Here is a 13,912-nt window from a genome sequence, read left to right on the forward strand (position 1 = left end):
CGCCGTCCAGACGGAGTGGGGTGGTCAGGGGACGACGACGGTGAACTCGACGCGGTGGACCTGGCCGGCGCGCTGGAACTCGAAGTAGAGGCGGTAGCGGCCGCTGCTCGGGGCCGACAGCCAGAACTTCACCGCGCCGCCGACCAGTTCGGTCTCGGGGTGGACGTGCAGGTAGCCGAGGTCGCCGTCGCGGAGGACGACGAGGTGGCCGTACGTGCCGAGATAACGCTGCAGGTCGGTGACGGGGCTGCCCGAGGCCAGCACCCGCAGCGACAGCGGCTGGGTGGCGTTGACCGCCGGAGTGCCCTCCATCGTCACCGTCATCCCGGCGACCTCCGCGGTCCGGGCGGGCGCGGGAAGGGTCACCGGCTGGTAGTCGCCGGCGACGGTGGCGTCCACGGCGAGCGTCACCGGGGCCTGGGCGCCGGTCGCGTCGAAGGTGACGAAGTCCGTGTAGATCCGCCAGATGCCCGGCGACGGCAGGGTCAGCGGGATCGACCAGGTGCCGTCGGGGGCCATCTCCGGGTGCAGGTGCTGAAACCCGGACAGGTCGTGCCGGGCCACCACCAGGTGCATGAGCTTCTCGTGGTTGACCGCGAAGCGGGTGACCGGCTTGCCGTCCGGGCCGAGGATCCGGAACGCGAACGGCTGGGTGGCGCCCGCGGCGAACGTCGTGGTCGTCGGCGACAGCGTGAAGCCGGCGGAGCTGAGCGACAGGCCGCCGAGGTCGCCCGCGGTCGCGCCGCCGTGGGAGTGCGACGGGATGGCGGTCGGGGCGGGGGCGGCGGCCGGTGGTGACGCGGTGGACCTGGCGATCACGAAGCCAAGCAGCAGCGCCAACACGAGTCCACCCGCGACGACCGGCCCCTTCATGCCCAAGACCGTAGCCGCAGGCCGTCGCCACCACTCCACCGGGGGACTTTTAGTCACGTTTGTCCAAATCATGGCGTTAGTGACACGTGGGGTCAATCGGCAAGATGTGGACCGCGGCCGCGGGCATGGTCGCTGCGTTGATCGTGCCCGGCATCGGGTTCGCTGACCCGGTCACCGACCGGCAGCGGCAGCTCGCCACCGCCTGGCAGGAGCTGGAAGGCGTCATCGAGCGGTTCAACGCCGTACGCGACGACCTGCGCGCCACCGAGGCGCAGCTCGAACGGGTGAACGCCCGCACCGGCCCGCTGCAGGCGAGCGTCGACGCCGCCCAGCGTGACGCGGACGAGGTCGCCGCCAGGCTGTACCGCAGCGCCGCCGTCACCAGCACGGCCGTGCTCGTCAGCGCGCCGTCGCCGGAGTCGTTCATGGACCAGCTGGCGACCCTGGACCACCTCCAGCGCCGGCGTACCGACGCGCTGCGCCGCCTGAAGGCCGACAAGGCCGCGCTCAAGAAGGAGCAGGCCGACCTCGGCGACCTCCAGGTCCGCCAGCGCACCCAGGAGCAGGAGCTGGGCCAGCGCAAGGCGGCGATCGAGGCGCAGGTCCGGCGGCTCGGCGGGGCCCGGGCCGCACGCACCGCCAGGACGCCGTCCGGGGCGCTGCACGACGGCTACGTGCCGCGCTTCACCGACGACCCGGCCGGGCGCGCGGTCAGGTACGCCTATTCGCAGCTGGGCAAGGTGTACCGGTGGGGCGCCGACGGCCCGGACACGTTCGACTGCTCGGGCCTGACGATGGCCGCGTGGAAGGCGGCCGGCGTGGTCCTGCCGCACAACGCGGCGAGGCAGAAGAAGACCGTCACGCCGATCAGGCGCGAGGAGCTGCGCCCCGGCGATCTCGTCTTCTACTACAAGGACGTCAGTCACGTCGGCATGTACATCGGCGACGGCAGGGTGATCGAGGCGCCGCGCGAGGGCGAGCGGATCTCGATGCGGCTGCTCGACTACGCCCCGATCGTGGGTTACGGACGGCCGGACTACCAATAGAAGATCAGCGCATCGCGATCGAGCCACCACGATGCGCTGATCAACTCCCTGCGGACCAGCTACGACGGGCCTGTTTGTGTCCTAACGGACGAGGCGCGCCAGTCGGCTTGGCGACAGCATCATCCTGACAGTGGACATCTACTGGCTGTCTCCCCCTGCGCGTCCGCATCCAGGAGTGCCCTCATGAGGCGTCGCCGCCGCTCCCGTTTATCCCTTGGCCTAGTGCTCGCGCTCTGCGTCCCGGCCTCGGCGGCGCTCACCGCACCCGAGGCGGCGGGCGCCGTGACCACCCTGCCGAGCGGGTTCTCCGAGCAGGTCGTGCTGTCCGGGCTCAACCACCCGACGAAGCTGGTGTTCTCTCCTGACGGACGGGTGTTCGTCGCGGAGAAGGGCGGCACGATCCAGGTCTACGACAGCCTGTCGGACCCGACGCCGACCCTGTTCGCCGACCTGAGCGCCCGGGTGCACGACAACGAGGACAAGGGCCTGCTCGGCCTGGCGCTGCCGCCGAACTTCCCGTCCAACCCGTCGGTGTACGTCACGTACACCGCGACGCAGCCCATCGGCGGCGGACTCGACCTCGGCGACACCTGCCCGACGCCCGGCACCGGCTGCATCGTCAGCGGGCGGCTGTCGAAGCTCACCGCGAGCGGCGACACGTGGACCGGCACCGAGCAGGTGCTCATCAACGACTGGTGCCAGCAGTTCGAGACCCACTCGGTGGGCGACGTGCGCTTCGGCCCCGACGGCGCGCTCTACGTCAGCGGCGGCGAGGGCGCGAGCCCCGTCTTCACCGACTGGGGCCAGCAGGGCAACCCGGTCAACCCGTGCGGCGACCCGCCCGGCGGCGTCGGCGCGGCGCTCAGCCCGCCGACCTCCGAGGGCGGCGCCCTGCGCTCCCAGGACGTGCGGACCCTCGGCGACCCGACCGGCCTGAGCGGCACCATCATCCGCATCGACCCGGTCACCGGCGCCGCGAAGACCGACAACCCGCTCTACAACGCGACCACCGACCCCAACGCGCGGCGGATCGTGGCGTACGGCCTGCGCAACCCCTTCCGGTGGACGTTCAAGCCCGGCAGCAGCGAGATCTGGATCGGCGACGTCGGCTGGCGGACCTGGGAGGAGATCAACCGGCTGCCCAACCCCCTCGCCACGCCCGTCACCAACTTCGGCTGGCCGTGCTTCGAGGGCAACTCGCAGCAGCCCGGCTACCGCGACGCGAACCTGAACCTGTGCACCACGCTGTACAACCAGAACACGGCGACCGGTCCGGTCTACACCTACGGGCACCACCAGCAGGTCAACGACAACGACGGCTGCCCGACCGGCGGGTCCAGCCCGACCGGCGTCGCGTTCTACCCGACGTCCGGCGGCGCCTACCCGGCCAAGTACCAGGGCGCGCTCTTCTGGGGTGACTACGCCCGCCGCTGCATCTACGCGATGCTGCCGACCAACGGCACCCCCGACCCGAGCAAGATCGAGACGTTCGCGCCCGGCGCGGCCGGCCCCGTCGACCTGGAGATCGGCCCCGGCGGCGACCTGTACTACGTCGACGTCGACGGCGGCACGGTCCGCCGGGTCAACTACAGCGCCGGCAACCAGCCGCCGACCGCGGTGATCAGCGCGGACAAGACCTCCGGCGCGCCGCCGCTGGCCGTGCAGTTCAACTCCGCCGGCACCAGCGACCCCAACAGCGGTGACGTCCTCACGTACCAGTGGGACTTCACCAACAACGGCAGCTACGACGCGACCGGCCCGACGGCGAGCTTCACCTACACGACCGCCGGCAACTACACGGCCAAGCTGCGGGTCACCGACGCGGGCGGGTTGTCGGACACCAAGTACCTGCAGATCCTCGTCGGCTCCGACGCGCCCGTACCGGTGATCGACACGCCCGCGGCCGGCTTCACGTGGGCGACCAACGACACGGTCAACTTCACCGGCCACGCCACCGACGCCCAGGACGGCAACATCCCCGCGACCAGCCTGCACTGGCAGCTGATCCTGCAGCACTGCGCCTCGGCCGACAACTGCCACCAGCACTACATCAGCGAGACCGACGGCGCGTCCGGCTCGTTCATCGGACCCGACCACGAGTACCCGTCCTACGTGGAGCTGCGGCTCACGGCGACCGACAGCAGCGGGCTCAGCACGACGGTCAGCCGCCGGTTGGACCCGAAGACCGCGAACATGACGTTCGACTCCGTGCCGAGCGGCCTCAACATCACTGTCGGCTCGGTCACCGGCGTCACGCCGTTCACCACGACGGTCATCCAGAAGTCGACGCAGACCGTGTCGGCGCCGTCGCCGCAGACGCTCAACAGCACCCAGTACACCTTCGGCTCCTGGAGCCAGGGCGGCGCGGCCACGCAGGTGATCACCGCGCCGACCACGGCGACGACCTACACCGCCAACTACACCGCGACCGGCGGCGGCACGTGCTCCGACAGCTTCGGCTACGTGTGCACCACCGCGACCAAGGCGTTCGTCAACGCCGACACGACGGTGCTGAGCCTGACCGGCGACGAGGGGCTGCAGCAGATCTCCCTGCCGTTCCCGGTCAAGTTGTACGGCGTTTCGTATTCGACCGCGTGGGTCGACACCAACGGCGCCGTCAGCCTGGTCAACCCGAACGGGCCGAAGTGGGACAACACCGCGGTGCCGAGCGCGGCCCTGCCCAACGCGGCGGTCTACGCCTTCTGGGACGACCTGGTAGTCGACGCCAACGCGTCGGTGCGGACCACGACCCTCGGCACCGCGCCCAACCGCCAGTTCGTCGTCGAGTGGCGCAACCCGTACATCTACGGCAACACCAGCCGGCGCGTCACGTTCGAGGCGATCCTCTCGGAGAACGGTGACGTGGTCACCAACTACGCGAGCCTCGACAACGACATCGAGAAGGGCAACGCGGCGACGGTCGGCATCGAGAACGCCGACGGCACCGTGGGCCTCGCGTACTCCGTCAACACCCCGAAGCTCCAGTCCGGCCGCGCGGTCATCTTCACCGCGCCGGGCGGCACGACCCCGCCGCCCCCGCCGCCGCCGTCCACCGGGACGGTCAGCGGCACCGTGAGCGTCGCGGGCGGCGGGCCCGTCGCCGGGGCGACCGTGACCCTCACGGCCGGCACGACGACGACCACGGACGCCTCGGGCAAGTACAGCTTCTCGAACGTGGCGTACGGCTCGTACACCGTGAGCGCCACCGCCAACGGGCAGTCGACGTCGGCGCCGCTCACCGTCGACGCGGCCACGGAGACGCTCAACCTGACGCTGCCGGCCCCGCCGCCGCCCACCGGGAACTACGGGATCACCACGGTGGCCACCCCGTTCGTCCCGGCCGACGCCACGGTGCTCACGCTGACCGGTGACGACAACATCCAGCAGGTCACGCTGCCGGCGCCGGTCACGTTGTACGGCGTCACCTACACCACGGCGTGGGTCGACACCAACGGCAAGGTCTCGTTCGTCAACCCGGGCGGCGCCTACGTGGAGCACTCCGCGCTGCCGTCGACCGCCGCCCCGAACGCGACCGTCTACGCCTTCTGGGACGACCTCGTCGTCGACGGCTCCGCTTCGGTGCGCACCGCGCTCGTCAACGGTTCGGTCGTGATCGAGTGGCGCAACCCGTACATCTACGGCAACGGCGTCCACAACCGGGTGACGTTCTCCGTCGTGTTCGCCCCCGACGGGGTGATCACGCTGCACTACTCCAGCCTGGACAACGACATCGAGAAGGGCGGCGGCGCCACCGTCGGCGTCGAGAACGCCGCCGGCACCACGGCCGCGCAGTACCTGTTCAACCAGCCGCTGCTGGCGTCGGGGACGGCGGTCCGCTTCACGCCTTAGCGGGTTTCTGTCGTACCCGAGGGCTAAGTTCGTGGGGTGCGATCTGAGGCATCGGTACTTCTGAAGAAGCTCGCTGGTCCTTCCGCCGAACTGCGGGAGGACCAGTGGGCCGCCATCTCCGCCCTGGTGGCGGAGCGCCGCCGCGTCCTCTGCGTGCAGCGCACCGGGTGGGGCAAGTCCGCGGTGTATTTCATCGCCACCGCACTGCTGCGGGCCCGCGGCGCCGGCCCGACGGTGATCGTCTCGCCGCTGATCGCCCTCATGCGCAACCAGGTCGACGCCGCCGCCCGCGCCGGGATCGCCGCCCGCGCGATCAACTCGGCCAACCTGGAGGAGTGGGACCAGATCACCGGCGAGATCGCCGCCGGCACCGTCGACGTCCTGCTCGTCTCGCCCGAGCGGCTCAACAACCCCGACTTCCGCGACAACGTGCTGCCCAAGCTCGCCGCGAGCGCCGGCCTGCTCGTCGTCGACGAGGCGCACTGCGTCTCCGACTGGGGCCACGACTTCCGCCCCGACTACCGGCGGCTCGGCACCCTGCTGGCCGACCTCGCCCCCGGCACGCCGGTCCTGGCCACCACCGCCACCGCCAATGCCCGCGTCACCGCCGACGTCGCCGAGCAGCTCGGCGACGCGCTCGTGCTGCGCGGCTCGCTCGACCGCGAGTCGCTGCGCCTCGGCTCGCTGACGCTGCCGTCCGCGCCGCACCGGCTCGCCTGGCTCGGCGAGCACCTCCGCGCGTTCACCGGCTCCGGGATCATCTACACGCTGACCGTCGCCGCCGCCCACGAGACCGCCGCCTATCTGCGCGGCTGTGGCTACGAGGTCGCCGCCTACACCGGCCAGACCGAGAATGCGGACCGCCTCGCCGCCGAGGAGGACCTGCTCAACAACCGGATCAAGGCCCTCGTCGCCACGTCCGCGCTCGGCATGGGCTTCGACAAGCCCGACCTCGGCTTCGTCGTGCACCTCGGCGCCCCGTCGTCGCCGATCGCCTACTACCAGCAGGTCGGCCGGGCCGGCCGCGCCGTCGACATGGCCGACGTCCTGCTCCTGCCCGGCACCGAGGACCAGGCCATCTGGCGGTATTTCGCGTCCCTCGCCTTCCCGCCCGAGGCGCAGGTCCGCGGCGTGCTGTCCGTCCTCGGCGCGGCGGGCCGGCCGATGTCGACCGCCGCCATCGAGCCGCAGGTCGAGCTGCGCCGCGGCCGGCTCGAGCTGATGCTCAAGGTCCTCGACGTCGACGGCGCCGTCCGTCGCGTCCGCGGCGGCTGGGAGTCCACCGGCGCGCCCTGGCGCCACGACAGCGAGCGCTATGACCGCATCGACGCCGCCCGCGCCGCCGAGCAGGACGCGATGCGCGAGTATGCCGCCCTGACCACGTGCCGCCTGGAGTTCCTGCGCGGGACCCTCGACGACCCGGGCGCCGCCCCCTGCGGCCGCTGCGACACCTGCGCGGGCACCTGGTATCCGGCGGAGGTCTCCGGCGACGCCCTCGCCTCGGCCCGCGCCCACCTCGGCCGCACCGGCGTCGAGATCGCCCCGCGCAAGCTGTGGCCGACGGGCCTGTCCGCCGTCGGCGTCTCCCTCACCGGCAAGATCCCGCCCGCCGAGCAGACCCTCCCCGGCCGGGCGATCGGCCGGCTCAGCGACCTCGGCTGGGGCGACAAGCTGCGCAGGCTGCTCGCCGCGCCCGACGCCCCGGTCCCCGGCGACGTCTTCGCCGGCGTCGTCGCCACCCTGACCGAGTGGGCGAAGGGCGACGAGCGCTGGCCCGCCCGCCCCGTGGGCGTCGTGGTCCTCGGCTCCCAGAGCACCCCGGTCCTGCTGGAGTCGCTGGGCGCCCGCATCGCCGAGGTCGGCCGGATGCCGCTGCTCGGCACGGTCCAGCCGGCCCACGCGGCCGATGCCGCCTCCCGCACCAACAGCGCCCAGCGGGTCCGCGCCCTGCACACCGCGTTCACGGTCCCGCCGGAGCTGGCCGCCCGGCTGGGGACTCTCGACGGCCCGGTCCTCCTCGTCGACGACCTGGTCGACACCGGCTGGACGATGGCCATCGCCGGCCGCCTCCTACTCCGCGCCGGCGCCCCGGCGGTCCTGCCGTTCGCCCTGGCCGTCTCCGCCTGACCCCGCCCGCCCATTCGCATGATCCCGAAGGGTTATGGCTGCTCCGACTACCAGATTCGTTCGGGATCAGGGGCGGCCCTCGTGATCCGGTAGACCTTGTGCACTTCCGGCGGCGGAGGTCTTCCTGGTTCTGAGGGCGGCCCTGCCGTTCTCATGATCCCGAATGGCTTTGGCCGCTCTGACCACCAGAATCGTTCGGGATCATGGGTGGCTCTCGTGATCCGGTAGACCTTGTGCACTCCTGGCGGCGGGAGGTCTTCCGGATCACATGGTGGGGCGGGTGTTTCCGTGATCGCGAATGGTTGTGGCCGTTCTGGCTACCGGAATCGTTCGGGATCATGAGGCCGGGGCGGGAGCGGCGTCAGGGGGTGTCGTCGGGCCACCAGGCGGCTCGGCGCATGTCGATTTTGTCCGACCTGAGTGGGGTGCCTTCCTCGCGGTGGCGGCGGAGGGCCTCCTGCTCGTGGCCAGGGACGAGGCGGCCGTTGGCGGCGACGACGCGGTGCCAGGGGACACCGCCGCCGTAGTGGGACATGACGGCGCCGACCTGGCGGGGGCCGCCGCGACCCAGGTACTCGGCGATGGCGCCGTAGGACATGACGCGGCCGGGCGGGATGCGTTCCACCACGGTGAGGACCAGCTCTGTGAAGTCGTCGTCGGCCACGATATGGGAACCTACCGTGGATCGACGGTGGCGACCCGGCAAGATAGGCGGCGTGCGCACCCAGGTCACCGAGGCTCGACGGATCGTGGTCAAGGTCGGGTCGTCGTCGCTGACCACCGCGGCCGGCGGGCTCGACGGCAAGCGGGTCGATGCGCTCGTCGACGCCCTGGCGGGGAGCCCCGCGGAGGTGGTGCTGGTGTCGTCGGGGGCGATCGCGGCCGGGCTGGCACCGCTGGGGCTGCTGAAGCGGCCGAAGGACCTCGCGACACAGCAGGCGGCGGCGAGCGTCGGGCAGGGGCTGCTGATGCGGGCCTACAACGATGCGTTCGCCAGGCACGGCAGGGTCGTCGGGCAGGTGCTGCTGACGGTCGACGACGTGACCCGCCGGGCGCACTACCGCAACGCGTACCGGACCCTGCGCCGCCTGCTCGACCTGCGGGCGGTCCCGGTCGTCAACGAGAACGACACGGTCGCCACGGAGGAGATCCGGTTCGGGGACAACGACCGGCTCGCCGCGCTGGTCGCGTCCCTCGTCCACGCGGATCTCCTGGTGCTGCTGTCGGACGTCGACGGGCTGTACACCGGCGACCCCTCCAAACCGGAGTCACTGCCGATCACGGACGTGCGCTCCCCGGAGGACCTGCGCGACATCGACGTGAAGCGGCCCGGGAAGGCCGGGGTCGGCACCGGCGGCATGGTGACGAAGGTCGAGGCGGCGAGGATCGCGACGACGAGCGGCATCCCGGTGGTGCTGACCTCCGCGCCCAACGCCAAGGCGGTGCTCGACGGGGAGCCGGTCGGGACGCTGTTCCACCGGCTGCGGGAGCGGCCGCAGGCGCGGCTGTTCTGGCTCGCGCACGCCACCAGCCCCCGCGGCCGGCTGCACCTGGACCCCGGCGCCGTGCAGGCCGTGCGGCAGCGGCACGCGTCGCTGCTGCCCGCCGGGATCACCGCGGTCGACGGCCGGTTCGCCGCGGGGGACCCGGTGGACCTGGTCGACGTGGGTGGCGTGCCGGTGGCCCGCGGCCTGGTCAACTACGACGCGACCGAGCTGCCGCCGCTGCTCGGCCGGTCGACGGGGGAGCTCGCCGCCGCGCTGGGCCCGGCGTACGAGCGCGAGGTCGTCCACCGCGACGACCTGGTCCTTCTCTAAGAACTACAAGGTGCGGCCCACGCCGCCGCGGCGGGGGTCGCCGGCGGCGCCCGCGAGACCGACGGCGCTGACGCCGCCGAAGTAGTGGTCGAGCCGGTCCCACTGCTGCACCTTGAAGCCGGTGAAGTGCGACGGGTCGCAGCCGGGCTCCAGGTGGACGAGCCGCGACCCGTCCACCGACACGGGGTGGAAGCGCGGCCGGCGGATCGCGGTCGTCATGTCGTCGCCGTGGACGAGGACGTTGGTGAGCGTCTGGATCATCGCGGTGCGGATGCGGGTCGCGCCGGCCGAGCCGATCGCCATGACCAGCGCGCCGGCGGGGTCCAGGACCACGGCCGGGCACATGCACGACGCCATCCGCTCGCCGGGCAGCGTGCCGGGGCGGATCAGCTCGCCCTCGCCGAGCATCGAGTTGAGGTGGACGCCCAGGCCGGGCAGCCACACCCCGGCCCCGATCCCGAGCGTCATGGTGATCACGCAGGCGTTGCCCGCGCTGTCGACGACCGAGATGTTGGTGGTGTCGCCGAGGCGCTGCGACCCGTACGCCAGCAGCGCCGACGCGAGATCCAGCGGCGTGAACAGGGGCGGCAGCGCGGCGATGGTCCTGATCGTCTCGTTCAGGTCGGCGCGGGCCAGCACCCGATGGGTGCCGAACGAGGCGGCCGAGACCGGTGCCTGCACCACGCGGTACGACGACAGATCCAGCGGACTGAGCACGCCACCGCCGGCGGCCACCTCCGCCACCATCGCGGCGCCGATCTGCCCGGTGTAGAAGGCGGCCGGGCCCTCCTCCGCCAGGATCCCGAACGTCGTGTCGAGCCCGGGGTGGTGCAGCAGCTCGCCGCCCTCCAGGAGCCGCCCGTCCGGCGCGTACACCGCGGCACCGAGACCCGGCAGCATCGCCGGCGCGAGCGACACGAGCGTGCGGGCGTGCGCCCCCGGCAGGAGCACGCCGCTGCGGGCCAGGTTCTGTGCCGGTGCCACGATCCGCTGCCAGGGGAGGCGGCCCCAGCGCCGGTGGATCTCGCCGGCCCCGGCCGGGATGCCGGGCACGCCGACGCTCGACGCGCCGATCTCGTACCGCTGCGGCACACCGCCGAAGGAGATCTTGATCGGCTCCATCGGGGCCGCGGGGGTGGTGCTGCCCAGGCCGGGCACCGAGCAGAAGAAGTCGAGGCAGGTGACCTCGCCGGTGGCCGCGTCGAAGTAGGTCGCGAACCCGCCGCCGGCCAGCCCGGTCAGGACGCTCTCCGCGGCGCATCCCGCCAGCATCGCGGCGACGGCGGCGTCGGCCGCGGACCCGCCGGCCGCGAGGACCCGCAGCCCGACCTCGGTCGTGGCCGGATGCCCGGCGGCGACCCCGGCCGGCACCGACGACCTGGGGCGTGACTGGGGCTGCAGCAGCGCGGTGGACAGCGGAGGTTCCTTTCCTGCGAGGCGATGGCTAGCATCCGTGGACCATGGCCCCAGACGTGCGAACCGAGGTCCTGCCGGGACGTGTGCGGGCGGGCTATGCCCTCGGCTCACTGGTCACCGGCGCGTTCGGCACCGTGCCGGGACTCCTCCTGCTGCCATACCTGACGGACACCCTCGGCGTCGCTGCCGGGGTGGCCGGGCTGCTGGTGCTGGCGCCGAAGGCGTGGGACGTGCTGATCAACCCGGTTGCCGGGAGGATTTCCGATCGTACTCGCACCTCGATGGGTGCCAGGCGACCATTTCTGCTCTTCGGCGGGCTCGCGCTCGCGGTGCTGTTCGCCGGCATCTTCGCCGCGCCGTTCGGTGGCGGTTCGGCCGCCTACGCGGCCGTGATGTTCCTGCTCGCGGCGACCGCGTTCGCGTTCTACCAGGTGCCCTACGTCGCGATGCCGGCCGAGATGACCGACGACTACGCCGAGCGGACCCGGCTGATGAGCTGGCGGGTCGCGATCCTCGCGGTCGCGATCCTGGTGTCCGGGGCGCTGTCGCCGATGGTGACGAAGCAGTTCGGGGGCGGTGTCCCCGGTCACCGGGCGATGGGGGTGTTCGTCGCGGCGCTGATCCTCATCGGCACGTTCGGCTCGTTCTTCGGCACGCGGAGCGCCCCGGTCGGCACGGTGCTGCCGAGCGAGCCGTCGTTCGCCGCGCAGCTGAAGGTCGTGCGGGGCAACCGGCCGTTCCGGCTGCTGCTGATCTGCTTCGTCGTGCAGGCCGCCGGCATCGCCACGATGCTCGCCGGGGTCAGCTACTTCGCCACGCAGATCCTCGAGTCCCCGGACACCGGCGCGACGCTGCTCTTCGCCTGCTTCGTCGGCCCGGCGCTGCTCGTGATGCCGGTCTGGACCCGGGTCGGCGCGCGGCTCGGGAAGCTGCGCTCCTACACGGTCGCGTCGCTGGTGTTCGCGGCCGCCGCGGCGCTGCTGGCGCTCGCCCCGTTCCTGCCCGCCGCCGCCGTGTACGTCCTCACCGGGCTCGTCGGCAGCGGATACGCGGGCCAGCAGGTCTTCGGCATGGCCATGCTGCCGGACTGCATCGCCTTCGACGCGCGGCGGACCGGGCGGCGCCAGGCCGGCGTGTTCACCGGTCTGTGGACCGCGGGGGAGACGTTCGGCATGGCGCTCGGCCCCGGCGTCTTCGCCGTCCTGCTGGCGATCTTCGGATACGTCTCCAGCTCGTCGGGGGAGGCGGCCGTACAGTCGGACACCGCGAAACTCGGGGTCCTGCTCGGGTTCACCGTCGTGCCGGCCATCGTCGTGGCATCGGCGCTCATCGGTCTGCGAGGCTACGACCTGACCGAACGACGGCTCACCGAGGAGGTCTCGTGAAGGGTGTCCCGGCCGAGCAGGTGCTCGCGGAGCTCGCCGAGCTGCGCAAGGCTGACCTGCCGACGCACGGCGGGCGGCTGTTCGCCTACGTCTACGACCCGGCGGTGCCCGGGCTCGACGAGCTGGCCGCCGCCGCGTACGCGTCGTCCGCGCACGTCAACGGGCTGGACCCGACCGCGTTCCCGTCGCTGCTGCGGATGGAGAACGACCTCGTCGGGATGGCCGCGGCGGTCCTCGGCGGCGGCCCGGCGACGGTCGGCAGCGTCACCAGCGGCGGCACCGAGTCGCTCATCCTCGCCGTGAAGGCCGCCCGGGACGCCGCGCCGCACATCGCCGAGCCGCGCCTGGTGATGCCGGTGACGGCGCACGCCGCGCTCGCGAAGGCCGCCGCCTACCTCCGGGTGGCGCTGGATGTCGTACCGGTCGGCGCCGACCTCCGGGTCGACCCGGAGGCGGTCGCGGCGGCCATCGGGCCCTCCACGGTGCTCGTGGCGTGCTCGGCGCCGTCCTACGCGCACGGGCTCATCGACCCGGTCGAGCCGATCGCGGCCGCCGCCGCCGCGGCCGGGGTCCGCTGCCACGTCGACGCCTGCTTCGGCGGGTGGACGCTGCCGTTCCTGCGCCGCCTCGGCGAGCCGGTCCCGCCGTTCGACCTGTCCGTCCCGGGGGTCACCAGCATCTCCGTCGACCTGCACAAGTACGCGTACGCGCCGAAGGGCGTCTCGGTCCTGCTGCACCGCGACGAGCAGCTGCGGCTGCCGCAGTACTTCGGCTACGCCGACTGGCCGGGGTACACGATGGTCAACCCGGTCATCTCCTCGACCCGCTCCGGCGGGCCGATCGCGGCCGCGTGGGCGACGCTGCGGCACCTCGGCGACGACGGCTACCTGGCGCTGGCCGCGACCACCCTTGACGCGGTGCGCGGCCTCGCAGCCGCCGTCTCCGCCGTGGACGGGCTCGTCCTGCTGCCGGTCGAGTCGACGGTGGTCGCGTTCCAGTCCACCTCGGTGGATCTCTTCGTGCTCGCGGACGAGCTGGCGGCGCGGGGGTGGCACACGCAGCCGCAGTTCCAGCACGGGGACATCGCGCCGTCGGTACACCTGACGGTGACCGCGGCCGTCGCGCCCCGGGTGTCGGAGTTCGCCGCCGATCTCGCCGCCTCGGTCGACGCCGCCCGCGCGCTCGGGCCCGTCGCGCTGCCGCCTGACATCTTTTCGCTTGTTGGCGACGTTTCGTCGCTCGCATCGGCGTTGGGCGTCGGGTCCGGCTCGTCCGTCCTGCCCGATCGGATGGCCGTGATCAACACGCTGTTGAACGCGGCGCCGCCGGCCGTGCGCGAGCAGTTACTGGTCGCATTCCTAAGTCTGTTGCAGCGGCCGACGAGCGTAGGCTGACAGAC

General features: G+C 72.3%; 9 protein-coding genes. 6 read left to right on the forward strand and 3 right to left on the reverse strand.

The genetic code is table 11. The annotated features are described in order from the left end of the window. Positions 1–24 precede the first annotated feature (24 nt). Entirely contained in the window at positions 25–873 is an 849-nt protein-coding gene (locus tag AB0J72_RS10305; protein ID WP_363397183.1) for a hypothetical protein, read from the reverse strand. A gap of 104 nt (positions 874–977) precedes the next feature. Here AB0J72_RS10305 and AB0J72_RS10310 point away from each other — a divergent pair, with 104 nt between their 5' ends. The 3 genes from AB0J72_RS10310 to AB0J72_RS10320 all read left to right on the forward strand — a co-directional run bounded on the left by AB0J72_RS10310 (position 978) and on the right by AB0J72_RS10320 (position 7,895). Further along, positions 978–1,919, forward strand: coding sequence for an NlpC/P60 family protein (locus tag AB0J72_RS10310; protein ID WP_363397186.1), 942 nt, complete (start codon positions 978–980; stop codon positions 1,917–1,919). A 222-nt stretch (positions 1,920–2,141) separates the two neighbouring features. Next, entirely contained in the window at positions 2,142–5,768 is a 3,627-nt protein-coding gene (locus AB0J72_RS10315; protein ID WP_363397189.1) for a PQQ-dependent sugar dehydrogenase, read from the forward strand. Positions 5,769–5,804: 36 nt separating this feature from the next. Then, complete coding sequence (locus tag AB0J72_RS10320) at positions 5,805–7,895, forward strand: RecQ family ATP-dependent DNA helicase (protein WP_363397192.1); 2,091 nt, start codon at positions 5,805–5,807, stop codon at positions 7,893–7,895. Between the two features lie 361 nt (positions 7,896–8,256). Here the strand turns inward: AB0J72_RS10320 and AB0J72_RS10325 are convergent, their stop codons facing one another. Next, on the reverse strand, positions 8,257–8,559 hold the full coding sequence (locus AB0J72_RS10325) for an MGMT family protein (RefSeq protein ID WP_344501872.1): 303 nt from the start codon (positions 8,557–8,559) through the stop codon (positions 8,257–8,259). Between the two features lie 52 nt (positions 8,560–8,611). On the opposite strand from AB0J72_RS10325, the gene proB reads away from it, so the two are divergent. Continuing rightward, positions 8,612–9,712: a glutamate 5-kinase gene (proB, locus tag AB0J72_RS10330; protein WP_363397196.1), complete on the forward strand. Its 1,101-nt coding sequence runs from the start codon at positions 8,612–8,614 to the stop codon at positions 9,710–9,712. A gap of 3 nt (positions 9,713–9,715) precedes the next feature. On the opposite strand, the gene AB0J72_RS10335 is transcribed toward proB, so the two are convergent. Further along, entirely contained in the window at positions 9,716–11,083 is a 1,368-nt protein-coding gene (locus AB0J72_RS10335; protein ID WP_363397199.1) for a gamma-glutamyltransferase, read from the reverse strand. Between the two features lie 101 nt (positions 11,084–11,184). Between AB0J72_RS10335 and AB0J72_RS10340 the strand changes: the two genes are divergently transcribed. Continuing rightward, positions 11,185–12,513, forward strand: a complete 1,329-nt coding sequence (locus tag AB0J72_RS10340; RefSeq protein ID WP_363397202.1) for an MFS transporter — start codon at positions 11,185–11,187, stop codon at positions 12,511–12,513. Beyond that, positions 12,510–13,907, forward strand: coding sequence for an aminotransferase class V-fold PLP-dependent enzyme (locus AB0J72_RS10345; protein ID WP_363397206.1), 1,398 nt, complete (start codon positions 12,510–12,512; stop codon positions 13,905–13,907). The genes AB0J72_RS10340 and AB0J72_RS10345 overlap by 4 nt, the downstream gene beginning before the upstream one ends. Positions 13,908–13,912: the final 5 nt, after the last annotated feature.

This window comes from Dactylosporangium sp. NPDC049742, assembly GCF_040674675.1.
GTDB lineage: Bacteria > Actinomycetota > Actinomycetes > Mycobacteriales > Micromonosporaceae > Dactylosporangium > Dactylosporangium maewongense.

Coding starts and splice junctions, on each gene's coding strand:
- AB0J72_RS10305 (WP_363397183.1), bottom strand. CDS start 873: ATGAAGGGGCCGGTCGTCGCGGGTGGACTCGTGTTGGCGCTGCTGCTT.
- AB0J72_RS10310 (WP_363397186.1), top strand. CDS start 978: ATGTGGACCGCGGCCGCGGGCATGGTCGCTGCGTTGATCGTGCCCGGC.